Raw genomic sequence first — 23,074 nt, 5'->3', positions numbered from 1 at the left:
GTTACAGCGACCTCGCGATCAGCAGCTTCATGATCTCGTTGGTGCCGCCATAGATCTTCTGGATGCGCGAATCGATGAAGATGCGCGAGATCGGGTATTCCTGCATGTAGCCGTAGCCGCCGAACAGCTGCAGGCATTCATCGGCGGTCTCGACCTGCTTCTCCGAGCACCAATATTTCGCCATCGAGGCCGTGACGGTGTCGAGGTCCTTGGCGATCAGGCGCTCGATGCACCAGTCCACGAACACGCGCGCGATCATCGCCTCGGTCTTGCGCTCGGCCAGCGTGAAGGCGGTGTTCTGGAAATCCATCAGCGGCTTGCCGAATGCCTTGCGCTCCTTGGTGTAATCGATGGTGAGCTTGACCGCGCGCTCCATCGAGGCGACGGCGCCGACCGCAAGCGCGAGCCGTTCCTGCGGCAATTGCTGCATCAGCTGGACGAAGCCCTGGCCCTCTTCCTTGCCGAGCAGGTTTTCCGGCGGCACCGTGACGTTGTCGAAGAACAGTTCCGACGTATCGGACGCATGCAGGCCGATCTTGTCGAGGTTGCGCCCGCGCTTGTAGCCGTCGGCACCCGCGGTCTCGACCGCGATCAGCGAGATGCCTTTGGCGCCGGCTTCGCCGGTGCGCGCCACGACGATGACGAGATCGGCGGCCTGGCCGTTGGTGATGAACGTCTTCTGGCCATTGATGACGTAGGAATTGCCCTGCTTCTTCGCCGTGGTCCTGACGGCCTGGAGGTCCGAGCCGGTGCCGGGCTCGGTCATGGCAATGGCGCCGACCATCTCGCCCGAGGCCATCTTGGGCAGCCAGCGCTTCTTCTGCTCCTCCGAGCCGTAATTGAGGATGTAATGCGCGACGATGGCGCTGTGCACGGAGACGCCGGTCGTCATCTCCGGCACCGTGCTTTCGAGGTCTTCCAGCACCGCTGCGTCATAGGCGAAGGTGGCACCCAGGCCGCCATATTCCTCCGGCACGCTCGCGAGCAGCGCGCCCATCTCGCCGAGCCCGCGCCAGGCGAAGCGGTCGACCATCTTCTGCTCGCGCCATTTCTCCGCGTGCGGCGCCAGGTCCTTGGCGAGATATTTCCGGAACTGGTCGCGGAACGTGTCCAGCTCTTCGGTCATCCATGACGATCGGTATTGCATCAGCGCCTCGCTCTCAGACAATCAGGCCGCCACCGGCGACCACCACCTGGCCGCTGATATAGTTGGATTCCGGGCTGCAGAACAGATAGACGGCGTCGGCTGCCTCTTCCGGCGTGCCGCCGCGGCCGAGCGGGATCATGCGCGACATGGCCTCCAGCATGTGCGGCTGCACGCCCACCTTGATGTCGCGGCCGGCGACGTCGATGGTCTTCTGCTGCGCCTCGATCGGCTGGGTCAGACGGGTGTTGATGAGGCCGAAGGCGACGCAATTGACGTTGACCTTGTAGCGGCCCCACTCCTTGCACATGGTTCGGGTCAACCCGATCAGCGAGGCCTTGGCCGAGGAATAGCTTGCCTGTCCGGCATTGCCGTAGAGGCCAGCGATCGAGGAGATGTTCACGACTTTGCGGAACACCTCGCGTCCCTCCTCGGCTTCCTTCCTGGCAAAGACGCGGATCGGCTCGGCGGCCGCGCGCAGGATCCGGAACGGCGCGACGAGATGGACGTCGAGCATGGCCTGAAACTGCTCGTCCGTCATCTTCTGGATGGTGGAGTCCCAGGTGTACCCGGCATTGTTGACGATGATGTCGAGCCCGCCGAGCTTCTCCAGCGCGGCGCCGACGAAACGGTCGGCGAAACCCGTTTCCGAGACGCTGCCGTTCACTGCGACGGCGTCGCCGCCGAGCGCCTTGATCTCCGCGACCACGGCGTTGCCGGGCTCGGCATCGAGATCGTTGACGACCACCTTGGCGCCTTCGCGCGCGAGCTTGAGTGCGATCGCGCGCCCGATGCCGCGGCCCGAGCCGGTGACGAGCGCGACTTTTCCTTGCAGTTTTGCCATTTTGGATGTGTCCTCCTGCTGTCACAGCGCGACGACGGCGCTGCCTTCGAGCTTGACCTCGCCGCGATCGTCTCTGGTGGTGAGCGCGAGCCTTGCGCGACGCTCGCCATTCTCGGCGAAGAGCTCGGTCACGGTGCCTTCGCAAGTCAGCTTGGCGCCGAGCTGGGTGATCGCCACGAACCGGGTCGCCAAGCTGCGGAGCCGCGACGGCGGCACCACATCCGTGAGCGCCTGCCCGAGATAGGCCATCACCAGCATGCCGTGGGCGAACACGTCCGGAAATCCGGCCGCCTTGGCAAAGTCGATATCGACGTGGATCGGGTTGTGATCGCCCGATGCGCCGCAATAGAGCGCGAGTGTGTGGCGGGTGATCGGCGGAAAGACCTTGTGGACGATGCGGTCGCCGGCCTTGATGTCTGCAGATGCCATCACGACGCCACCTTGTTGCGGACGACGATGGTGCGCGTGGTGTCGGCGACATGCACGCCGTCCTGGTTGGTCACCTCGCACCGAATGCCGATCAGCGTCATCGCGCCGCCCTTCTTCTCCGTTACGCTCGTCACGCGCGGCCGAAACGTCAGGACGTCGCCGACCAGAACCGGCGCGTGATAGACGAAGCTCTGCTCGCCATGCAGCACGCGGCCGAGGTCGATGCCCAGCGCGGCGAACATTTCGAACGGGTCCTCGGCGTCCATCATTTCCAGGCAGAACAAATAGGTCGGCGGCACCGGCGTGCCGGCAAATCCGGCCGCGTGCGCAGCGTCTGCGTCGCGGTAGACCGGATTCTGTTCACCCAGCGTATTCAGGAAGTAGCGAAGACGGCCGGGCTCCACGCGCGCGGTGACGGGCGTGAAGCTGCGCCCTACGGCGGACTGATCGACCATGGCGGAGATCAGTGCCGCTGGTAGAGCGTGACGACGCAGGCGCCGCCGAGGCCCAGATTGTGCTGGAGCGCGACCTTGGCGCCCTCGACCTGCGTGGGACCTGCCGTGCCGCGCAACTGCCGGGTCAGCTCGTAGCACTGCGCAAGCCCGGTGGCGCCGAGCGGATGTCCCTTCGACAGCAATCCGCCGGACGGATTGGTCACGATCCGGCCGCCATAGGTGTTGTCCCCGTCGTTGATGAACTTGCCGGCCTCGCCCTCGCCGCAGAGGCCGAGCGCCTCGTAGGTGATGAGCTCGTTGTGGGCAAAACAGTCGTGCAGCTCGACGACGTCGAGATCTTCGGGCCCGATGCCGGCGCTTTCATAAACGCGCCTTGCCGCCTCTTTGGCCATGTCGTAGCCGACCAGCTGCATCATGTCGCCGGCCTTGAAGGTCGAGGCCGTGTCGGTGGTCATGGTCTGCGCCGCGATGCGCACCTGCTTGCCGATGCCATGCCGGTCCGCGAACCGCTCGGACACCAGCACGGCGGCGGCGCCGCCGCAGGTCGGCGGGCACGCCATCAGGCGCGTCATCACCCCCGGCCAGATCACCTGGTCGTTCATCACGTCGTCGGCCGTGACTTCCTTGCGGAAGAGCGCGAGCGGGTTGTTCCTGGCATGGCGGCTCGCCTTGGCGCGCACCTTGGCGAAAGCATCGAGCGGGGTGCCGTATTTCTTCATGTGGCTGAGCCCGGCGCCGCCGAAATAGCGCAGCGCCAGCGGAATGCCGGGGGCGTCGATCAGCTGGTCGGCAGCCGCGTCGAACTCCTCGAACGCGCTCGGGCGATCAGTATAGACGCTGCCGAGCGCGCCGGGCTTCATCTGCTCGAAGCCGACCGCCAGCACGCAGTCGAGCGCGCCGCTCGCGATCATCTGCCGCGCCATGAACAGCGCGGTCGAGCCGGTCGAGCAGTTGTTGTTGACGTTGACGATGGGGATGCCGGTCATCCCGACATGGTAGAGCGCGCGCTGCCCGCAGGTGGAATCGCCGTAGACGTATCCGACATAGGCCTGCTCGATCGTCTCGTAGCCGAGCCCTGCGTCGGCGAGCGCGAGCCTGGCCGCTTCCGTCCCCATCTCGTGATAGGGCGCGCTGGCGCCCGGCTTGGCGAAGGGGATCATGCCGACCCCTGCGACGACCACGTCAGACATGGCTTCCTCCAAACAAATTACCCATTGGACTTTTTCTTACCCATGGGTAACATATCGACCCATGTCCTCCGGAGTCAACCGATCAAGCATGGATTCAGCGCCGCCCGCTCCGCCCTCATCGCCGCCTTCGCCCTGGCTGCCGTTCGAGAGCCGCCGCCGCGCCCGCGACGAGAAGCGCGAGGCGGTGCTGCGCGCCGCCGTGCAGCTGTTCCTGGAACAAGGCTATCATCGCGTGACGCTGAACGAGGTCGCCGAACGGCTGAACATCACCAAGCCCGCGCTCTATAATTACTTCCGAGGCAAGGACGAGATCCTGTTCGAATGCTGGTCGATGGGCGCCGAGCTCGTCGACAGCGTCATCACGGAGATCAATGCCGGCGGCGGTTCGGGCCTTTCCAAGCTGCGCAAGCTGGTGCACGCCTATGCCGGGCTGATGGCGACCGATTTCGGCGCGAGCCTGGTGCGTTTCGACCTGCGCGACCTGACAGAGCGGAACGCCGGGGTCGCGCGCGCCGCCAAGAAGCGCATCGACGCCACGTTCCGACAGTACATCGCCGGGGGCATCGACGACGGTTCGATCAGGCCTTGCGATCCCAAGCTTGCAGCGTTCGCGATCGCGGGCGCGCTCAACTGGATCGGCCACTGGTATCGCCGTGACGGCGGACTGTCGCCGAGCGAAATCGCCGACGAGTTCACGGTCCGGCTGACGGAAGGCCTGGCGAACGAGGGCCGGCAGCAGATGACAAGGAAGACGCCGAGAGCGCCGCAACGGCGCAACTCAGGGCGCGGGACGACAGGGAAGAAGCGCACAGGAGGAGGAACACGATGAACATCACACATGGACTGCGGCGCGCGCTGCAGATCAACCCGAAGGGGCTCGCCACCGTCTATGGCCAGCGGCGCCGCAGCTGGGGCGAGCTCGGCGAACGCGTTGCAAGGCTGGCCGGCGGGCTGCGCTCGCGCGGCGTCAGTGATGGGGATCGCGTCGCCGTGCTGTCCTTCAACTCGGATCGCTACCTCGAGCTCTATCTGGCGACCGGCTGGGCGGGCGGCGTGATCGTGCCGCTCAATATCCGCTGGAGCGCCCTGGAAAACGAGGATGCGCTGCGCGACTGCCGCGCCTCCGTTCTGCTGGTCGACAAGGCCTTTGCGCAGGTTGGCGCGCAGCTCGCCGGCGCCATTCCGGGGCTGAAGCTGATCAATGCCGACGACGGCGAGGTGCCGGCCGGGATGGAGAGCTATGAGGATCTGGTCGCGGGCAGCGCTCCGGTCGCCGATGCCATGCGCAAGGGCGAGGATCTCGCCGGCATCTTCTACACCGGCGGCACCACCGGGCGTTCTAAGGGCGTCATGCTCAGCCACCAGAACCTGATGGCCAACGCGCTCAATGCTCTCGGCGAAGGACTGTTTCCGGCGAGCACGACCTATCTGCACGCGGCGCCAATGTTTCACCTCGCCAACGGGGCGGCGATGTACTCGCTGCTGCTCTCCGGCGGCTCAAACGTGATCGTCCAGGGCTTCACGCCCGAAGGCGTGATGGCCGCGATGCAGAACGAGCGCGTGACCGACGTGCTGCTGGTGCCCACGATGATCCAGATGTTCGTCGACCACCCCGCGATCGGAAACTACGACCTGTCCTCGCTCAAGCACATCATCTACGGGGCCTCGCCGATCAGCGAGGCGGTGCTCGACCGTGCCGCGCGCGCACTGCCGCATGTGCGCTTCACCCAGGCCTATGGCATGACCGAATTGTCGCCGATCGCGACGCTGCTGCACCCCGCGAGCATGTCGGGGAGGGCCGCCGAAAGGGACGTCATCGCGGTGCCGGCCGTGCCACGCTCGGCTGCGAGGTGCGGATCGTCGACGAGAACGACCGGCCGGTGCCGACAGGGGCCGTCGGCGAGATCGTGGTGCGCGGCGACACCGTCATGATGGGCTATTGGGAGCGGCCGGAGGAGACCGCGCGCGCCGTCGTCGACGGCTGGATGCATACGGGCGATGGCGGCTACATGGACGAGGACGGGTTCATCTATGTCGTCGACCGCGTGAAGGACATGATCATCTCGGGCGGCGAGAACGTGTACTCGGTCGAGGTCGAGAACGCGCTGGCGCAGCATCCGTCGGTGCTGCAATGCGCCGTCATCGGAATTCCAAATGAGCAATGGGGAGAGCAGGTCCATGCCGTCGTAGTCAGACGCAGCGGCGTGGAGGTTTCGGCCGGCGAGCTGATCGAGTTCACGAAGACGTTGATTGCCGGCTACAAATGTCCCCGCAGCATCGAGATCACCGAGGCGCCGCTGCCGCTGTCGGGCGCGGGCAAGGTGCTGAAGCGCGAGCTGCGCCGGCCGTTCTGGGAGGGGAGGGAACGGCGGGTGAGCTGACGGCTTCCGCTCGCGTCGAGCTGCGCACGCCCGCGACGAGCGTGCGAAGTTTCATGTTTTCAGATCGCGGTCGCGCAGGTACCATTGGCTTCATCCATTCGGGAATAGTGAGTCTTGGTCGAGACGCGCGAGCTCAAGCTCGACATCGAGCGCATCGGGACGGTCTCGGCGATCCTGACGCGGCCGGTCGATGCGCGCGCCTGCTACGTGCTGGCGCACGGCGCGGGCGCCGATATGCGGCATTCCTTCATGGAGAAGGTCGCGGCAGGTCTCGCTGAGCGTGGCATCGCGACGTTCCGCTTCAATTTTCCGTACATGGAGAAGAAGCAGGGGCGTCCAGACCAGCCGGCCGTCGCACACGCCGCCATCCGCGCGGCGGTGGAGGAGGCGGCGCGGATCTGTCCCGGATTGAAGCTCGTCGCCGGCGGAAAGTCGTTCGGCGGGCGCATGACCTCGCAGGCGCAGTCGAAGGCACCGCTGCCCCGTGTCAAAGGGCTCGCCTTCCTGGGCTTTCCCCTCCATGCCGACAAGAAGCCGTCGAGCGAGCGCGCCGAGCACCTCGCCGGTATCACGATCCCCATGCTGTTCCTGCAAGGCACGCGTGACGGGCTTGCTGATCTCGGCCATCTCAGGCCCGTGATCAAAGCGCTCGGTGCGAGGGCGACGCTGCATGAAGTCGAAGGCGGCGATCACTCCTTCGCGGTCCTGAAAAAGTCGGGCCGCACCAACGACGAAGCGCTGACGGAAGTGCTGGATATGCTGGCCGCCTGGATCGACGAACTCGCCTGAACTTCACGCCGCATAGAGCCCCTTGTCGCGCGCCTTCTGAATCGCCAGCGCGGCGATCAGGTCGAGCGTCGGTGTCGACAGGCCGGCGGTGCGCGCGAAGGCTTGGGGCGCCCTTACCAGCACGTCGATCTCCATGGCGCGGCCAAGCTCGTAGTCTTGGAGCAGCGACGGCTTGTGATTGGGGGCAGAGCCGCTTCGGGTCACGCGCTTGACCTCGGGAATGAAGTGCTGGGCGATCTCGTTGGCCTCGCTCAGCATGCGTGGAATGACCTCCGCAAAGGCGGGGTCGTCGCGCACGCCACGCGCGGTCTGGCCGGTGAGCAGGCACAGCACCGACAGCGACATGTTGGTCAGCAGCTTTGACCAGATCGCCTCGCGGATATCGGCCACCGGCGGCGATTCCAGCCGCGCGTCATTGAAGATACCGCGCAGCTTGGTGATGCGCTCGCAACTGCGGTCGTCGCATTCCCCGATCAAGACGCGATTGCGCTCCGGCGAGAGGTTGTGCACCACGCCCGGCGCGATCACCTCGTTGGAGGAGAAGATCACGCCGCCGATGATGCGTTCCTTCGGGATGCAGGCGCGCAAGCGTCCGCCGGGATCGAGGAAGGAAATGTCCGGCGGCGTTGGGTGCCGCGGCGGCAGGCCGATGCCGTACCACCAGGGAATTCCGTTCTGCGCGAACACGATCGCGGTGTCGTCCTGGAGCAACGGCTTGATGCTGCCGACCAGCCCCGGAAGCGCGGTGGCCTTCAGCGTCGAGATCACCACGTCCTGCGGGCCGAGCTGGGCCGGGTCGCCCGATGCGTTCACCTTGGCGCCGACCTCGGAATCGCCGACGCGCAGCTTGAGCCCGTTGGCGCGAGCCGCCTCCAGATGCGCCCCCCGCATCACGCAGCTGACCTCGTGGCCGGCCCGCGCCAGCCGTACCGCAATGTGGCTGCCGACGGCGCCCGCGCCGAAAATGCAGATGCGCATGATGATGTCCCGTACCTAAGGTGTCGCCCCGGCACCAGCATGACACAAGCCGCCATGCGATGGACGCGGCCGCCCCACGCCGGAAAGATATGGATCAGGACGCGCCGTCTCGGTCATAGTGCGCAGCAAACAGACCGACCGGAGGATCGCCGATGACTGCCAGCCCCGTCCTGTGGACTCTCGATGAGCGTGGGGTTGCGACCGTCACGTTGAACCGGCCGGAGGTCAACAACGCCTATGACGGCGCGTTGATCGCGGGCGTGCTCGCGGCCATGGACGATCTCGGCAGAAAGCCGAACCTGCGCGTCGTCGTGCTCAGGGGCAACGGCAGGCATTTTCAGGCCGGCGCTGACCTCAAATGGATCAACGGCGTGCGGCCGCAATCGGCTGAAGCGAACGAAGCGGCGTCGCGGGCGACGTTCGAGGCCGTTCAGCGGCTCAACACGCTGCCGATCCCGACCGTCGCGCTGGTGCAGGGCGGCTGCTTTGGCGGCGGTACCGGCGTGATCGCGGCCTGCGACGTCGTGATTGCCGCCGACAATGCCCTGTTTTCGATCACCGAAGTGCGCTGGGGCCTGACCGCGGCGATCATCATCCCGCAGCTTTGCGACGCCATCGGCGTCCGGCAGGTGCGCCGCTACGCGCTGACCGGCGAGCGCTTCGGCGCCGAGGACGCCCGTCGCATCGGCCTCGTCCACGAGGTGGTGCCGCTCGCCGATCTCGAGGCTGCAGGCAGCAAGGTGGTCGAGCAATTGCTCGCCAACGGGCCGGACGCGATGGCTGAAACCAAGAAACTCGCGCTGGAAAGCTCGTTCGGCGGCATGGCGGTGGACGATGCCGCCTACGAGCGGCTCGTGCAGCTGCATTCGCTCAAGCGCCAGAGCGCCGAGGCGGCGGAAGGGCTGGCCTCATTCGCGGAGAAGCGTGCGGCGAATTGGGGCGGCGCAAAAAGCTGAACGTCAGCAGCCGCGGCAGATGTTGCTGATGCTGCGATAGACGGCGTCGTCGTCCTGCCGCAGCTGGCGCATCGTTTCGAGTGTCTTACCCTCGTCGGTCGCAGGTGCAGGCTTGCGCTTTGCAGCCAGATCTTCCTCCTGACGCTTGTAGCAGGCTTCCCGCTCGGCTTTGGCCTGGATGAAGCGGCAGTTCTGCTCGATGGCCGCAGCGTGAGCGTCGGGGATCGCGAGGGTGATCAGGGCGACGAGGGTGAGTCTCACGAGTATTGAATCCATGGCGACGCTTCTCTCAGGTCCGTTGTTCAAGGGCAACTGCCAACTTGTGACCGCAGCGTGTAGCCCGGATGAGCGAAGCGATATCCGGGAATGTCGCGAGCAGTCCCGCATATCGCTTTGCTCATGCGGGCTACGGCGCCGCACTTGGCAAGGCTCACAGCGACCGCGCCAGCGACGTTTTCAGGAGGGTGAGCAGCGCCTGCACCGCAGCGGCGTTGCGGCGCCGTTCGGGAATCGCGGCCTTCACCCACAATTCCGGAATCGGAAAGTCGCGCAGCACCGGCTTGAGCGTGCCGTCGCGTAAAGAGCCCGCGACGAGATAATGCGAGATCAGCGCGATGCCGTTGCCGGCAATCGCACTGCGCGCCAGCACGTGCCCTTCGTTGGAGGACAGCAGCGGGCTGACCTGGATGCTGATGCGGCCGCGCGGCCCGTCGAAGATCCATTCTGGTCCCGTCGGCAGGAAGCTGAGGCAGCGATGCTCGACGAGATCACGTGGATGTTTTGGCGTGCCGTGTTTCTTCAAGTAGGCCGGCGAGGCGCAGAGCAGCCGCTTCAGCGGACAGAGCGGCTCGTCGATGACGCCGCCGAAGGAATGCGGGAAGGCGCCGATCGCGATGTCAAATCCCTCGGTGACGGGATCGACCGGACGGTCGATCAGCACGATCTCGAGCTTGAGCCGCGGGTTCTGCGTCTGGAAGGCGCTGAAGGCATCTGCAAGGCGCGCCACCGTCAGCGAGGTCGGGGCCTTGATGCGAAGATGATCGACGAGATCGTGTCCCTTCTCGCCCATGCGCGAGAGCAGGTCGGTGGCGTCGGCCACGACACCACGCGCGCGATGCACATAGCGCTGGCCCGCTTCGGTGAGCCGCAATTGCCGGGTCGAACGGTGAAACAGCGGCGTGCCGATTCGGGCCTCCAGTTGCGTGACGCGCTTGGCGACGACCGAGGTCGAGACATTGAGCTTTCGCGCGGCGGCGGAAAATCCGGCCGTATCCGCGGTGGCGAGGAAGGCCTGAAGGTTCACCAGGATGTCCATGTCGACCTTTCTCGATTCGCGAAAGCTGATCGCGTATTTTGGTGGATTGTAGCTTGCCGCGCGTTAATTCATAGTCGCCCGCAAGCAAGAGATTTCGGGAGCGGACGCGCCATGCGGGCCACGATGATTGAGGAGCCGGCACGACAAGTGCCGATCTATGGCGAATACGAAGTCGTCGTTCTCGGCGGTGGTCCGGCTGGCATCGTCGCGGCAGCGTCAGCGGCGCGCGCGGGACGGAAGACATTGCTGATCGAGCGCTACGGCTTCCTCGGCGGCATGGGCACCGCGGCCGGCGTCACCAATTTCTGCGGCCTGCACGGCAATGTCTATGGCGAGCACCGGCGGCTGGTGCAGGGCATGGCGTCGGATCTGCTGGCGCGGATTGACCGGCTGAACGGCCTCAACACGCCGCATCTGATCCTCGGCAAGGTCTTCGCGCAGGCCTATGACACCGCCGCGTACAAGATCGCCGCTGACGAGCTTCTCGCCAGTCACAAGGTGCACATCCTCTTCCATGCGCTCGGTGCAGGCGTCGTGATGGGCGATGACCGCCGCATCGACGCGCTGCTGGTCGAGACCAAGGCCGGCCGGCAGGCGGTGCGATCAGAAATCTTCATCGACTGCTCGGGCGATGGCGATCTCGCCGTGTGGGCCGGCGCGCCGTTCGAGATCGGCGACGAGCAGGGCCATCCGCTCTATCCCTCGATGATGCTCCGCCTCAACGGCATCGATCCCGGGAAGGCGGGCGAGGCCTGGCGGACCATCCCGCAGCTGATGGAGAAGGCGGTCGCGGCCGGCACGCACACATTCCCGCGCAAGAGCGCCATCGTGCGGCCGCAAAAATCCGGCATCGAATGGCGCGTGAACTTTACGCAAGTCGCGCGCGAGGACGGCCATGCCATCAACGGCATCGAGCCCGACGATCTCACCCGCGGCGAGATCGAGGGCCGCAAGCAGGCGCTCGCCGCGTTCGAATTCCTGCGCAGCGCCGTGCCGGGCTTTGAAGAATCCTACATCGTCGACCTGCCGCCGCAGCTCGGCATCCGCGAGACGCGCCGCATCAAGGGCGGCTATCAGCTCAGCGGCGAGGACGTGCTCGGCTGTGCCTCGTTCGAGGATTCGATCGGCGTCAATGGCTGGCCGATCGAGGCCCATGTTCCCGGCGACGTCGTCTTCACATTCCCGCCAATTCCGGAATCGCGCGGCTACAATGAGCTGCCCTACCGGATGCTGGTGCCCCAAGGTGTCGACAATCTCCTGGTCGCCGGCCGCTGTGCCTCGATGACACATGAAGGCCAGTCGGCGGCGCGTGTCTCCGGTGCCTGTTTCGTGATGGGCGAGGCCGCCGGTTCCGCAGCCGCGCTGGCGCTCTCCGGCAACCGAATCCCGCGTGACATCCCCATTGAAAAATTGCAGGAAACGTTGAAGCAACAGGGCGCCTTCATCGGGCGGGACCAGGCCGTCCCCGAAGGGCTGTAGCGGACTGCAAGACAACGACGGCGGAGGAATTGGAATGATCGGGATGGCGCGGCTCGCGATAGCGGGCCTGGTGGCGATCATGGCGATGGGCACGGCGCGGGCCGAGGACGTGCTGAAGGCCAGGATCGGCGTGCTCCGCCTGTCCTCCTCCGCGCCCGTTTTCATCGCGCAGGACAAGGGCTATTTCCGCGACGCCGGCCTGGAGGTCGAGCTCAAATTCTTCGATGCGGCGCAACCGATCGCGGTGGCGACGACCTCAGGCGATGTCGATTTCGGCGTCACCGCCTTCACCGCGGGTCTCTACAATCTCGCCGGCAAGGGCGTTTTGAAGGTGATCGGCGGCATGAGCCGCGAGAAGCCCGGCTATCCCCTGATCGGCTATTTCGCCAGCAACAACGCCTATGCCGCCGGGCTGAAGACGCCGAAGGACCTCGCCGGCAAGCGCGTGGCGGTGACGCAGGTCGGATCGAGCTTTCACTATTCGCTCGGCCTGCTCGCCGACAAGTACGGCTTCAAGCTTGCCGACGTGAAGATCGTGCCGCTGCAATCGCTGTCGAATGCGGCCGCTGCGCTCAAGGGCGAGACCGTCGATGCCGCGCTGCTGCCGATCTCCACGGCGCGAAAGCTGATGGACGAAGGCGGCGCGAAGTTCCTGGGCTGGGTTGGCGACGAGACGCCGTGGCAGTTGGGAGCGGTGTTCGCCTCGCCGAAGACGCTGACCAACAAGGCGCTGGTCACAAAATTGTTAGGCGCTTTGGCTAGGGCCGATCGCGAATATCACGACATCATCCTCGCTGCGATGAAGGACGGCATCGCGCCGATCAACGAGCAGACGAAACCGCTGCTGGAGATCATCGCCAAATACACCAATTTGCCGGTCGGGCAGGTGGTCGGCAATTGCGCCTATGTCGATCCCGACGGCAAGCTCGACGTCAAGAATGTCGACAACCAGATCAAATGGCTCCAGGAGCAGGGCTTTGCCGACAAGGGTTTTGATGCCAATGCGATCATCGCCAAGGATTACGTGAAGGCGGATTGATGCTGACGATGCGGACTCTCGCGACGGACGACCTGCCACCCTCCCCTGGAGGGGGAAGGTCGATCGCATATGGAAGCGCGGCGGGAAACTCGCCTGCGGCCATCCTTCGAGACGCCCGCCTCCGGCGGGCCCTCAGGATGAGGGCGGAGCGTGCAGCGGCAGTTTCAAAGGACACCGCTCTAGCGAAGCCTCATCCTGAGGAGACCGCGGAGCGGTCGTCTCGAAGGACGAGGCGCTTGCTCAGACCTTTCCGAGAGATCACATGCGATTGCCCTGCCCCTCCAGGGGAGGGTGAGGAACGCAGGCGCTATGCATGGACCTGATTGCCAACCACATCTCCCATCGCTTCGGCGATCTCGCCGTGCTCGACGATGTCTCCTTCACCGTCAGCGCCGGCGAGGTGGTGGCGATCGTCGGGCCATCGGGTTGCGGTAAGAGCACGCTCCTGTCGATCCTCGGCGGGCTGTTGCAGCCGACCTCCGGCGCGCCCGAGTTGCGCGGTGCGCCGGCGGCGGACAGTCTCAATCCGCTGACCTTCGTATTCCAGGATTTCGCGCTGCTGCCCTGGGCCACGGTGGAGGAGAACGTCGAATTCCCGCTGCTGCACGCCCAGCTCACCGCTGCGCAACGCCGTGCGCTGGTCGAGGACGCCCTGCGCCGCACCGGCCTGACCGATTTCCGCACCACCTATCCCAAGCAGCTCTCCGGCGGCATGCGCCAGCGCGTCGGCATTTCGCGCGCGCTTGCGGTAAGGCCTGCCATTCTGCTGATGGACGAGCCGCTCTCGGCCCTGGATTCGCAGACCCGCGAGCTCTTGATGGAAGACTTTGTCCGCCTGCTCGCCGATGGCGGCATGGGTGCAGTCTACGTCACCCACAATCTCGAAGAGGCCGCACGGCTTGCCGACCGAATCGTGGTGCTGTCGCGGCGGCCGGGACGTATCCGCGAGGTCGTGACCGTGCCGATGACGCGAGCGGCGCGCGGCGAAGTGGCGGCGCGCGAAAGGCTGCTTGCGCTCCAGAACCAGATCTGGTCGCTGATCCGCAACGAGGCGATCGACGCCGAGCGCGAGGTCCAGCATGCTTGATCGCGCGCCGGCCGAAATTGCGAAGGACACTCCGACCCGGCCCGTCCGCTTTCGCGGCGCGGGCTTCGTGCCGGACTCGAGCCGCTACGGCGGCTGGATCGCGCTCGCGTTCGTCATCGCCATCTGGCAGGCCGCCGGCAGCGCCGGCCTCGTCAATCCGCTGTTCCTGCCGGCGCCCTTGGCGATCGCACGCGCGATCTACCAGCTCGCGGTGTCGGGCGCGCTCTGGCAGCACGTCTCGGCCTCGCTGCTGCGCATCGGCGTCGGCTGGCTCCTGGGAACGGTGGCCGGTGTCGCCGTCGGCTTTGCCATCGGCCTGTCGCGGCTGGCGCGCGGCGTCGGCATCACCTTCATCTCGGCGCTGTTCCCGATCCCGAAGATCGCGCTGCTGCCGCTGTTGATCCTCTGGCTCGGCATCGGCGAAGAACCAAAGATCGCGACCATTGCGCTCGGCGTGTTCTTCTCGACTGCGATCTCGGTCTATAGCGGCGTCGATGCGGTGCCGCGCAACCTCATCCGCATGGCGCAGAGCTTCAACGTTCCGTTCGCCACCATCGTGCGCAAGGTGATCTGGCCGGGCGCGCTGCCCGCGATCCTCGCCGGCTTCCGCATCACCGCCTCCGTCGCGCTGCTGCTCGTCGTCAGCGCCGAGATGATCGGCGCGCAATACGGCATCGGCGCCTTCGTGCTGCAGGCCGGCAATCTGATGCAGACTGATCAGCTGCTCGCGGGCGTGGTGATCCTGTCGGTGTTCGGGCTGGCGGTGGGGAAGGTGATCGGCTGGCTGGAGACGCGGCTGTTGCACTGGCGGTAGCCGCGAACGCAAAGATGATGAGGACGCAGGCGAGCGCCACAAATCAGGTCGTCATGCCCGGGCTTGACCCGGGCATCCACGTCTTTCCTCGAGCGTAGCGGCACGTGGATGGCCGGGACAAGCCCGGCCATGACGGAGGATAGGGCGGCGCCTCACGCGTTGCCGCGATCTTCCCTGAACAGATCCAGCTTCTGCTGCACGGGCCGGTCCGAGAAGCTGAACAGCACGGCGTCGTCATCCGCCTCGTGCGTCACCCAGTGCCAGCTCGGCACCACGAACAGATCGCGCGGGCCCCACTCGAACACGGTGTCGCCGATGCGGCTGCGGCCGCGTCCTTCGATCGGGCAGAACACCGTTGCGTCCGTCGAACGATAGCGCGCGGTGTTAAAACCCTTGGGCAAAAGCTGAATGAAGGTGCCGATGGTCGGCATGGCGAAATCGCCGGTCTCGGGGTTGCTGAATTTCAGCTTCAGTCCGTGACAGGCGTCCCACTCCTGGCTCGCGCGGGCCTTCTCCAGCGCCTCGCGGGTGTAGGCATAGGGATAGCTGAAGATCGGCGAGGTCTTCGAGCTTCGCTTCACGTCGACCGGCAGCAGGTTGTGGCCGTAGCGCGCAAAGCTGTCGCCGGCGGGTTTCGTGATCTTCTGCTGGTCTTCCTTCGATCCTTCCGCGAAGGAACAGTCGAAGAACTGCACCAGGGGGATATCGAGACCGTCGAGCCAGAACATCGGCTGGTCGGTCTCGTTGGAATGATCGTGCCAGGTCATGGACGGCGTGATGATGAAATCGCCGGGCTCCATCGCGGTGCGCTCACCATCGACGGCGGTGTGGGCGCCCTTGCCTTCGAGCACGAAGCGCAGCGCCGACTGGCTGTGCCGGTGCGCGGGCGCGACATCGCCGGGCACCACCATCTGCACGCCGGCATAGAGCGAGGTCGTGATCCTGGATTGCCCGCGCAGCCCCGGGTTCTCGAGCACCAGCACGCGCCGTTCGGCTTCCTTGGCGGTGATGAGCTTGCCGGCCTCGAGCATGTAGTCGCGGATGACGTCGAACTTCCAGAGGTGCGGCCGGCAGGCACTCTTCGGCTCCGGCGTGATCAGGTCGCTCATCACCGTCCACAGCGCGGTGAGATTCTCGCCGTCGATCTTGCGGTAGAACGCCTCGCGTTCCGGCGTCTTGGTCACGGCTTCCATGGTTGCTGCTCCCGATCGTCTTGTTGATTGACAGAATACTGACGATCCGGGTAGCGTCAATGTGACGAATGACATACAAGGTCGTCGTCATTCCGGGGCGACGGGACCGCGCAAACGCGCGGCCTGGAGAGCCCGGAATCCATAACCATTCCGGGCTCTCGCTACGCGAGCCCCGGAATGACAGAATAGAGGGAGGTCCCGATGAAGCTGCACGGCTATTTCCGCTCCAGCGCCGCCTATCGGGTGCGGATCGCGCTGAACCTCAAGGGGCTCGGCGCCGAGCATCTGCCGCATCATCTTCGCAAGGGCGAACAATGCGCGCCCGCTTATCTGGCCATCAACCCGCAGGGCCTCGTGCCCGCGCTGGAGAGCGACGGCGGCACGGTGCTGACGCAATCGGTCGCGATCATTGAATGGCTCGACGAGACCCACCCCAATCCGCCGCTGCTGCCGAAGGATCCGCTTCGCCGCGCCAAGGTGAGGGCGTTCGCGCTGGCGATCGCCTGCGACACCCATCCGGTCCAGAATTTGAAGGTGCTGGCGCGGCTGCGCGAACTCGGTCTGGCCGAGGAGAAGGTCCAGGACTGGGCGGCGTGGGTCAATCGCGAGGGCCTGTCGGCCTGCGAGACCCTGATCCGAGATGAGAAGGGGCCTTTCTGCTTCGGCGATGCGCCGACGCTGGCCGATCTGTGCCTTGTGCCGCAGCTCGCCAATGCGCGCCGCTTCGGCGTCGATGTCTCCGCCTATCCGCGCCTGCTCGAGGCCGAGGCCGCCGCCAAGGCGCTGCCCGCCTTCGCCGATGCCGCACCGGAGAAGCAGCCCGATGCCGAGTAAGCCTGCCCCTCCGATCACGATGGACGCGGTCTATGCCGCGCCGGGCTATCTGTTCCGGCGCATGCAGCAGATCGCGGTCTCGATCTTCATGGAGGAGTGCAAGGCGTTCGATCTCACCCCGGTGCAATATGCCGCGTTGATAGCGATCCATACCCATCCGGGCATCGACGCGACGCGGCTTTCGGCGGTGATAGCCTTCGACCGCTCCACGCTCGGCAGCGTGATCGAGCGGCTTCAAGCCAAGGACTATATCGAGCGCAAGCCGGCGCCAGAAGACAGGCGGATCAAGCTGCTCCACTTGACCAAATCAGGCGCCGCAATCTTGCGCGACATCATCCCCGCCGTCGAACGCGCCCAGGCGCGGATGCTGGAGCCGCTGAAACCGGCCGACCGCAAGGCGCTGATGGGGCTGCTGGTGCAGCTCGTCGATCTCAACAACGAAGCCTCGCGCGTGCCGCTGCGGGCCGAGGATGCGCTGGAGCATCTGGGGAAGGCGGGGTGAGACCGGTGTGAGGCTGTGTTGGCGCCTCATTCTCCACCGTCGTCCCGGACAAGCGAAGCGCAGATCCGGGATCCATAACCACAGGGCGTGGCTATGCGAGATGGCGACTCCGAGTCTTCGCCAAACCCCTCCCTGTGGTTATGGGTCCCGCGTTCGCGGGGACGACACCGAGAGTGTGGCGACGCGACGTTCTTGCCTCACATCCGCAGCAACGCCTGCCGGTCGATCTTGCCCGTCCCCGTCTTCGGCAGCTCGTCGATGAAGATTACCTCGCGCGGATATTTGTAGGGCAGCAGCTTGCCCTTCACATAGTCCTGCAGTCTGCGCGTCGCCTCGCCCTGGTCGGCTGCGCGGTTGTTCATCACCACCACCGCTTTCAGCGTCATGCGCCGGTCCGGCAGCTCGGCGGCGAACACCGCGCATTCGCGGATGTCGGGGTGGTCGGCGAGACACAGCTCGACCTCGAGCGGATAGACCCACTGGCCTGAGATCTTGATGAGATCGTCGGCGCGGCCGCGGAAGAAGTGGAAGCCGTCGGCATCGCGGACGAAGCGGTCGCCGGTGTAGATCCAGCCGCCGTCGCGAATCGTTTCCGCGGACTTGTCCGGCCGGTTCCAGTACAGCGGCGTGTTGGAATCGCCGCGGACCCACAAGATGCCTTCCTCGTTGTCGCCGACCTCGTTCCCGTCCTTGTCGCGCAGCGCGACCTCGTAGCCGGGCACGCGCAGGCCGGCGGCGCCGAGCTTCTTCTGCTCGGGCCGGTTGGAGAGATAGATGTGCAGCACCTCGGTCGAGCCGAGGCCTTCGACGATTTCGAGTCCGGTGAGCATCTTCCAGCCGTTGAAGACCTCGGCCGAGAGCACCTCGGCGGCGGAGAGCGCCATGCGCAGCGACGAGAAATCCGTCTTGTCCGCGCCTTCCGCCTTGGTCAGCGATGTATAAAGCGTCGGCAGACCGAAGAAGACCGTCGGCTTGTACTGCGCGATCGCCGCGAAGATCGAGGCAGGCTTGGGCTGGCCCGGCAACAGCAGAGTCGCCGCGCCCGCCGAGAACGGGAAGGTGACGGAGTTGCCGAAGCCGTAGGCGAAGAAGATCTTCGGCACCGAGAAGCAGATGTCGTCAGGCGTCAGCTTCAGCACGTTTTGCGCAAAGGCGGCATCGCTATAGGCCATGTCGTGCTGGAGATGCACGATGCCCTTGGGCCGTCCGGTCGAGCCGGAGGAGTACATCCAGAACGCCATCTCGTTGCGGCGCGTGTCGGCTTCGGCGAGATCAGCCGGGAATTGCGCGAGCCAGCCTGCTGCCGCGAGCGCCGCAGGCGCGGCATGCTCGCCCGCTGCCCCATTCACGACGATCAGCGTATGGAGCTTCGTATCCTTGCACGCCTCCGCGTTGAAGCGCGCCGCGAACTCGGCATCCACGACCGCGACGGTCGCGCCGGAATCGGCGAGATAGAATTGCAGAAGGTCCGGCGGCGTCAACGTGTTGATCAGGAGCGGTACGAAGCCGGCCCGCACCGCGCCGAAGAAGGCGGCCGGGTAGGCCGGTGTGTCGTCGAGGAACAGGAGCACGCGATCGCCGCGCTTGAGGCCGAGCGAGGCGAAACCGTTGCCCCAGCGGCAGGCTTCGCCGCAGAGCTCGGCATAGCTCCGCGTGCCTGCCGGACCCATCAGCGCGATCTTGTCGCCGCGGCCTTTGGCCAAATTGTCGAACAGCACGCGGCTGGCATTGTAAATTTCAGGAACGGCAAAGCCGATTTCGCGTGCGCCCGGGCCGTCCGCGGGCACCTGGTCGCGGATCTCGTTGCTCATGCGGCATCTCCGCCGTTCTTGGCCGCCTCGTAGCGCGCCATGAAGGCCGGCGACATCGCGCGCAGCCGGGAATCGTCGATGCGGCCGGAGCGGGTGATATAGCTGTAGGCGAAGTCCAGCAGGGGAAGCTTCATGTGCTCGGCGAAGCGTTCGTACCAGAACGCACTGGTGCGCGCGGCATTGACGAGCTTCTGCACGATGGGCTTGCGCGCGGCCTGGTAGCGGTGCAGCGCGGTCGCAAGATGCGCATCCGACTCCAGCGCCTTGACCAGCGCGATCGCGTCCTCGATCGCGAGCCGCGTGCCCGAGCCGATCGAGAAATGTGCGGAATGCTGGGCGTCGCCGAGCAGCACCATGTTCTTGAACGACCAGTGCTCGTTCCAGACCCAGGGAAAGTTGCGCCAGACCGATTTGTTGGAGACGAGGCAGTGGCCGCCGAGCGTGTCGGCGAAGACCTCCTCGCAGACGCCCTTGGACTGCTCGACGTCCTTGTAGGCGAAGCCGTAGGCCTGCCAGGTTGCGTGATCGCATTCGACCAGGAACGTGCTCATGCCCGGCGAATAGCGGTAGTGATGGGCGTTGAAGGCGCCGCGGTCGGTCTTCACGAAGGTCTGCGACAGCGTGTCGAAGCGTTTCGAGGTGCCGTACCAGACGAACTTGTTGGAGGAGTAGGACAGCGACGTCCCGAAATCGCCTTCGAAGGCGCGGCGCACCAGCGAGTTCAAGCCATCGGCGGCGACGATCAGATCGTGGCCGTTGAGCTGGTCGATTGTCTGGATCTGGGTGTCGAAGCGCGGCGTGACGCCGACATCGAGCGCGCGCTGCTGCAGGAACTTGAGGAGCTCGAGGCGCCCGATCGAAGAGAAGCCGACCCCGTCGATGGCGACGCTATCGCCGTGCAGGTTCAGCGTGATGTTCTCCCAGCTCTCCATATGCGGGGCGATCGCATCGACCGTCTCGGGGTCGTCGGCCCGCAGGAATTCCAGCGCCTGATCGGAGAACACGACGCCAAAGCCCCAGGTCGCATCGGCCGGGTTCTGTTCGAACAGGTCGACCTGATCCTCGGGGTGACGCTTCTTCCAAAGATAGGCGAAGTAGAGCCCACCTGGCCCCCCGCCAATCACGGCGATCCGCAACGTCTGCCTCCCAAATTGACAGTATACTTACTATCTAGGGGTAGACTAATGTGCTCCGGCGCCCGGCGCCAGCGGAATTATAGGCAGGCCGGCACGCCAAAGCTCGCCTTCGAACACCCGTTTCGCCGGTGTCCGAAACCTCAGGTGCGAACCATAGCCAAACCAGGGCGAATTGGCCACCGGGGGCGTCAGACGCAGCGCTTCACATAGACCCCGTTCACCAGCACCCTGGTGCAACGGACCGCGGGCACGGGCTTGCGGACCACGACGGCCGCGTTCGGACCGGCGCAGCCGGCGCGATACACGCCGCGGGCGCACACCACCGCGTTGGCATCGGTGGTCTCGAACGTCATGGTCGCGGCGAAGGCGAAGAGAGCAGAACCAACAAGCAGCAATGAACGCATGTTGTCCTCCCGATCTTGTCGTTATTGAATTGATACATGCAAAAGGCTTGTCGTTGCAGGCGTGCGCAAATTCATGCGCGCGCCGCTCTTCATCGTCGCGCACTTCGGCGCGTGGTCGTTCGCTGCCTCTATCGTGCTGTGAACGCCGTCAGCACGTCCTTGCAGGCCGGCGACAGCGAAGCGGCGTTGCTCGCAAGGCATTGCATGATGCGGCCGGCGCCGACCTCGACGCCGGCACAGATCGTGCGGATGTCGGCGCCGCAAGCCGATCGGGCGACGAACAGCTCTTCCCGCGGGCGCATCGGACGCAGCACGATCACGGTGGGCGCCGCCGCCGGCGCTGCGGCCGGGGCACCTGCCGCAGGCGCTGCCGCTGCCGCGCCGGCACCGGTCGCGGCGCTCACGGCCTTCTCGCAGGCCGGCGACACCTTGGCCTTATTCTTCTCCAGGCATTCGAGCGCGGCCGTGCCGCCCGGCGGCACGCTGGCGCACACCTTGGGATAATCGCCGCGACATGCGCTCTTGATCGCGGCAAGTTGCGTGCTGCTCGGCGGCTTGGGTGCAGCCGCCTTCGGTGCCGGCGCGGCGGCTGGCTTTGCAGCGGGTGCGGATTCAGCTTTCGGCGCGGCCGATGCCGGCGCTGGCTCCGCCTTGGGTGCTGCTTCCTTCGGTGCCGCTTCCTTGGGGGCCGCTTCGCTCTTCGGCGCGGCGGGAGGGGCTTCGGCCTTGGGAGCCGCGGGGGGTTCGATCGCGCGGACCGCGGTTTGGCATCCTGGCGACAGGCTGGACATGTTCTTCGCCAGACATTGAAACGCTTCTGCGCCGCCGGGCGTCACGCTCGAGCAGTGCGCCATGAAGTCCGAGCGGCACGCGGACCGGATCGCGCCTTTCTGGGCCTCGGTCGGCGCTTGCGCGACTGCGGCCGTTGCAGTTGCAAGCAGCGTTGCCGCAAGCAACGCCGCGCACCTGGATGCATGTTTCAACGCGTTGAGCATCTGAGTGATTCCCGCCGTCGGGTGCGCCGACGATTCCCCAAAATATGATGCAATCGCATTCGTCGCGAATGATGCCTCGAAAGCAGCATCTTTGGCCGCTTTGGCCTCATCCGCAAGTCATATATGCCGGTGCAACCGGGTGGTCATAGCCTCACCATGCGCTTGCCGCGGTTCTCGCCCGCGAGCAATCCGATCAGCGCCTTCGGCGTGTTCTCGAAGCCGTCGATGATATCCTCCTGCACCCTCAGCTTGCCGGACTTGACCCAGGCCTGCAGGTCGGCGAGCGCGCGCTGGCTGTCCTTCATGTAGTCCATCACGATGAAGCCCTGCATGACGAGCCGCTTCACCACGATCAGGCCGGGCACGCCGCGCGGGCCGTGCGCGGCAGGAGCGCCGTCATACTGCGAGATCGCGCCGCAGCAGGCGATGCGGCCGTAATTGTTCATTTGTGGCAGGCAGGCTTCGAGGATGTCGCCGCCTACATTGTCGAAATAGACGTCGATGCCTTTCGGCGCCGCTGCACGCAGCGCCTTGAACACCGCGCCGTCCTTGTAGTCCACCGCGGCATCGAAGCCGAGCTCCGACGTCAGCCATCTGCACTTGTCGGCACCGCCGGCGATGCCGATGACGCGACATCCCTTGATCTTCGCGATCTGCCCGACGATCGAGCCGACCGAGCCCGCGGCCGCCGAGACGACGACCGTCTCGCCCTCCCGGGGCTTGCCGATCTCCAGCAGGCCGAAATAGGCGGTGAGGCCGGCGATGCCGAACACGCTGAGCAGGTGCGTCATCGGCTCGAGCTTCGGCATCTTGGTGAGATGCTTCGCCGGCACCGCGGCGAATTCCTGCCAGCCGGTGTCGCCGAACACGAGGTCGCCAGGCGCAAGCTCCGGCGCCTTCGAGCTGACGACCTCGGCGATCGCGCCGCCGGCCATCACGCTGTTGGCTTCGACCGCGGAGCGATAGGTCGCGCCGTGCATCCAGGCGCGGTTGGCGGCGTCGAGCGAGATGTAGCGCACGCGCAGCAACGCCTCGCCGTCCTTCGGCTCCGGCATTGTGCCCTCCACGATCTTGAAATGCTCGGGGCCGAGCTTGCCGCTGGGCTTCTCCACCAGAAGAATCTGGCGATTGATGTTGCCGCTCATCGCGTTCCCTCTTCGTGTGTTTGGCAATTATTGATGCGGCTGTCGCAATGAGAACGTGCAAGCCGCATGTGCTGTGCGCTGTGCGAAGGCTAGATCGCCGCGTTGCATTTCACAACGGGAACATCCGGCCAACACGACCACGCGCAAAGCGCGC

The 23,074-nt window shown here is 65.6% G+C and carries 23 protein-coding genes and 1 pseudogene; 10 read left to right on the top strand and 14 right to left on the bottom strand.

Annotation, left to right across the window (positions count from 1 at the left end; translation table 11 throughout):
- Position 1 precedes the first annotated feature (1 nt).
- Genes ABIA42_RS30980 through ABIA42_RS30960 form a run of 5 tightly spaced genes read right to left on the bottom strand, consistent with a single transcriptional unit; the run spans position 2 to position 4,062 of the window.
- Positions 2–1,147: an acyl-CoA dehydrogenase family protein gene (locus tag ABIA42_RS30980; RefSeq protein WP_370118023.1), complete on the bottom strand. Its 1,146-nt coding sequence runs from the start codon at positions 1,145–1,147 to the stop codon at positions 2–4.
- A 13-nt stretch (positions 1,148–1,160) separates the two neighbouring features.
- On the bottom strand, positions 1,161–1,988 hold the full coding sequence (locus tag ABIA42_RS30975) for an SDR family NAD(P)-dependent oxidoreductase (protein WP_370118026.1): 828 nt from the start codon (positions 1,986–1,988) through the stop codon (positions 1,161–1,163).
- A 21-nt stretch (positions 1,989–2,009) separates the two neighbouring features.
- Positions 2,010–2,417, bottom strand: coding sequence for a MaoC family dehydratase (locus tag ABIA42_RS30970; RefSeq protein WP_370118029.1), 408 nt, complete (start codon positions 2,415–2,417; stop codon positions 2,010–2,012).
- On the bottom strand, positions 2,417–2,872 hold the full coding sequence (locus ABIA42_RS30965; RefSeq protein ID WP_271531293.1) for a MaoC family dehydratase N-terminal domain-containing protein: 456 nt from the start codon (positions 2,870–2,872) through the stop codon (positions 2,417–2,419). Before ABIA42_RS30965 ends, ABIA42_RS30970 begins: the two co-directional genes overlap by 1 nt.
- Positions 2,873–2,880: 8 nt before the next feature.
- Positions 2,881–4,062 carry a lipid-transfer protein gene (locus tag ABIA42_RS30960; protein ID WP_370118032.1) on the bottom strand — a complete coding sequence of 394 codons (1,182 nt, stop codon included), beginning with the start codon at positions 4,060–4,062 and terminating at the stop codon, positions 2,881–2,883.
- Between the two features lie 88 nt (positions 4,063–4,150).
- On the opposite strand from ABIA42_RS30960, the gene ABIA42_RS30955 reads away from it, so the two are divergent.
- The 3 genes and pseudogenes from ABIA42_RS30955 (at position 4,151) to ABIA42_RS30945 (ending at position 7,232) form a co-directional block, all read left to right on the top strand.
- Positions 4,151–4,891, top strand: coding sequence for a TetR/AcrR family transcriptional regulator (locus ABIA42_RS30955; protein WP_271531295.1), 741 nt, complete (start codon positions 4,151–4,153; stop codon positions 4,889–4,891).
- A pseudogene (locus tag ABIA42_RS30950) lies at positions 4,888–6,443 on the top strand (long-chain-fatty-acid--CoA ligase). The gene ABIA42_RS30955 and the pseudogene ABIA42_RS30950 overlap by 4 nt, the downstream one beginning before the upstream one ends.
- A 114-nt stretch (positions 6,444–6,557) precedes the next feature.
- Entirely contained in the window at positions 6,558–7,232 is a 675-nt protein-coding gene (locus ABIA42_RS30945; protein ID WP_370118035.1) for an alpha/beta family hydrolase, read from the top strand.
- A 3-nt stretch (positions 7,233–7,235) separates the two neighbouring features.
- Here the strand turns inward: ABIA42_RS30945 and ABIA42_RS30940 are convergent, their stop codons facing one another.
- Positions 7,236–8,210, bottom strand: a complete 975-nt coding sequence (locus tag ABIA42_RS30940) for a ketopantoate reductase family protein (RefSeq protein WP_370118038.1) — start codon at positions 8,208–8,210, stop codon at positions 7,236–7,238.
- Positions 8,211–8,362: 152 nt separating this feature from the next.
- Between ABIA42_RS30940 and ABIA42_RS30935 the strand changes: the two genes are divergently transcribed.
- Entirely contained in the window at positions 8,363–9,166 is an 804-nt protein-coding gene (locus ABIA42_RS30935) for an enoyl-CoA hydratase-related protein (RefSeq protein ID WP_271531299.1), read from the top strand.
- A 3-nt stretch (positions 9,167–9,169) separates the two neighbouring features.
- On the opposite strand, the gene ABIA42_RS30930 is transcribed toward ABIA42_RS30935, so the two are convergent.
- Complete coding sequence (locus tag ABIA42_RS30930) at positions 9,170–9,442, bottom strand: hypothetical protein (protein WP_370118041.1); 273 nt, start codon at positions 9,440–9,442, stop codon at positions 9,170–9,172.
- 154 nt (positions 9,443–9,596) lie between these two features.
- Positions 9,597–10,481, bottom strand: a complete 885-nt coding sequence (locus ABIA42_RS30925) for a LysR family transcriptional regulator (RefSeq protein ID WP_370118044.1) — start codon at positions 10,479–10,481, stop codon at positions 9,597–9,599.
- 111 nt (positions 10,482–10,592) lie between these two features.
- On the opposite strand from ABIA42_RS30925, the gene ABIA42_RS30920 reads away from it, so the two are divergent.
- The 4 genes from ABIA42_RS30920 to ABIA42_RS30905 all read left to right on the top strand — a co-directional run bounded on the left by ABIA42_RS30920 (position 10,593) and on the right by ABIA42_RS30905 (position 14,900).
- The gene (locus ABIA42_RS30920) at positions 10,593–11,960 is read left to right on the top strand and encodes an FAD-dependent oxidoreductase (protein WP_271531302.1); all 1,368 of its coding nucleotides are present in this window, start codon (positions 10,593–10,595) and stop codon (positions 11,958–11,960) included.
- Positions 11,961–11,994: 34 nt separating this feature from the next.
- Positions 11,995–12,999, top strand: a complete 1,005-nt coding sequence (locus tag ABIA42_RS30915; RefSeq protein ID WP_271531303.1) for an ABC transporter substrate-binding protein — start codon at positions 11,995–11,997, stop codon at positions 12,997–12,999.
- Between the two features lie 313 nt (positions 13,000–13,312).
- Positions 13,313–14,086 carry an ABC transporter ATP-binding protein gene (locus ABIA42_RS30910; RefSeq protein ID WP_271531304.1) on the top strand — a complete coding sequence of 258 codons (774 nt, stop codon included), beginning with the start codon at positions 13,313–13,315 and terminating at the stop codon, positions 14,084–14,086.
- Positions 14,079–14,900: an ABC transporter permease gene (locus ABIA42_RS30905; RefSeq protein ID WP_370118049.1), complete on the top strand. Its 822-nt coding sequence runs from the start codon at positions 14,079–14,081 to the stop codon at positions 14,898–14,900. Before ABIA42_RS30910 ends, ABIA42_RS30905 begins: the two co-directional genes overlap by 8 nt.
- Positions 14,901–15,052: 152 nt before the next feature.
- Here ABIA42_RS30905 and gtdA read toward each other — a convergent pair whose 3' ends face one another.
- Complete coding sequence (gtdA, locus tag ABIA42_RS30900; protein WP_370118052.1) at positions 15,053–16,093, bottom strand: gentisate 1,2-dioxygenase; 1,041 nt, start codon at positions 16,091–16,093, stop codon at positions 15,053–15,055.
- Between the two features lie 201 nt (positions 16,094–16,294).
- Between gtdA and maiA the strand changes: the two genes are divergently transcribed.
- On the top strand, positions 16,295–16,927 hold the full coding sequence (gene maiA / locus ABIA42_RS30895; RefSeq protein WP_271531307.1) for a maleylacetoacetate isomerase: 633 nt from the start codon (positions 16,295–16,297) through the stop codon (positions 16,925–16,927).
- Positions 16,917–17,429 carry a MarR family winged helix-turn-helix transcriptional regulator gene (locus ABIA42_RS30890; protein WP_271531308.1) on the top strand — a complete coding sequence of 171 codons (513 nt, stop codon included), beginning with the start codon at positions 16,917–16,919 and terminating at the stop codon, positions 17,427–17,429. The genes maiA and ABIA42_RS30890 overlap by 11 nt, the downstream gene beginning before the upstream one ends.
- Before the next feature lie 197 nt (positions 17,430–17,626).
- Here ABIA42_RS30890 and ABIA42_RS30885 read toward each other — a convergent pair whose 3' ends face one another.
- The 5 genes from ABIA42_RS30885 to ABIA42_RS30865 form a co-directional block, all read right to left on the bottom strand.
- The gene (locus tag ABIA42_RS30885) at positions 17,627–19,240 is read right to left on the bottom strand and encodes a benzoate-CoA ligase family protein (protein WP_370118057.1); all 1,614 of its coding nucleotides are present in this window, start codon (positions 19,238–19,240) and stop codon (positions 17,627–17,629) included.
- Positions 19,237–20,376 carry an FAD-dependent monooxygenase gene (locus ABIA42_RS30880; protein WP_370118060.1) on the bottom strand — a complete coding sequence of 380 codons (1,140 nt, stop codon included), beginning with the start codon at positions 20,374–20,376 and terminating at the stop codon, positions 19,237–19,239. The genes ABIA42_RS30885 and ABIA42_RS30880 overlap by 4 nt, the downstream gene beginning before the upstream one ends.
- A gap of 188 nt (positions 20,377–20,564) precedes the next feature.
- Positions 20,565–20,780: a hypothetical protein gene (locus tag ABIA42_RS30875; RefSeq protein ID WP_271531311.1), complete on the bottom strand. Its 216-nt coding sequence runs from the start codon at positions 20,778–20,780 to the stop codon at positions 20,565–20,567.
- 128 nt (positions 20,781–20,908) lie between these two features.
- Positions 20,909–21,775, bottom strand: coding sequence for a hypothetical protein (locus ABIA42_RS30870; protein ID WP_370118063.1), 867 nt, complete (start codon positions 21,773–21,775; stop codon positions 20,909–20,911).
- A 143-nt stretch (positions 21,776–21,918) separates the two neighbouring features.
- The gene (locus tag ABIA42_RS30865; RefSeq protein ID WP_271531313.1) at positions 21,919–22,920 is read right to left on the bottom strand and encodes an NADP-dependent oxidoreductase; all 1,002 of its coding nucleotides are present in this window, start codon (positions 22,918–22,920) and stop codon (positions 21,919–21,921) included.
- Positions 22,921–23,074: the final 154 nt, after the last annotated feature.

Origin of the sequence: Bradyrhizobium sp. USDA 327 (assembly GCF_041262065.1) — a bacterium.
Lineage (GTDB): Bacteria > Pseudomonadota > Alphaproteobacteria > Rhizobiales > Xanthobacteraceae > Bradyrhizobium > Bradyrhizobium liaoningense.
Note: the sequence above shows the minus strand (reverse complement) of the source record. Positions and strands in the feature narration are given on the sequence as shown.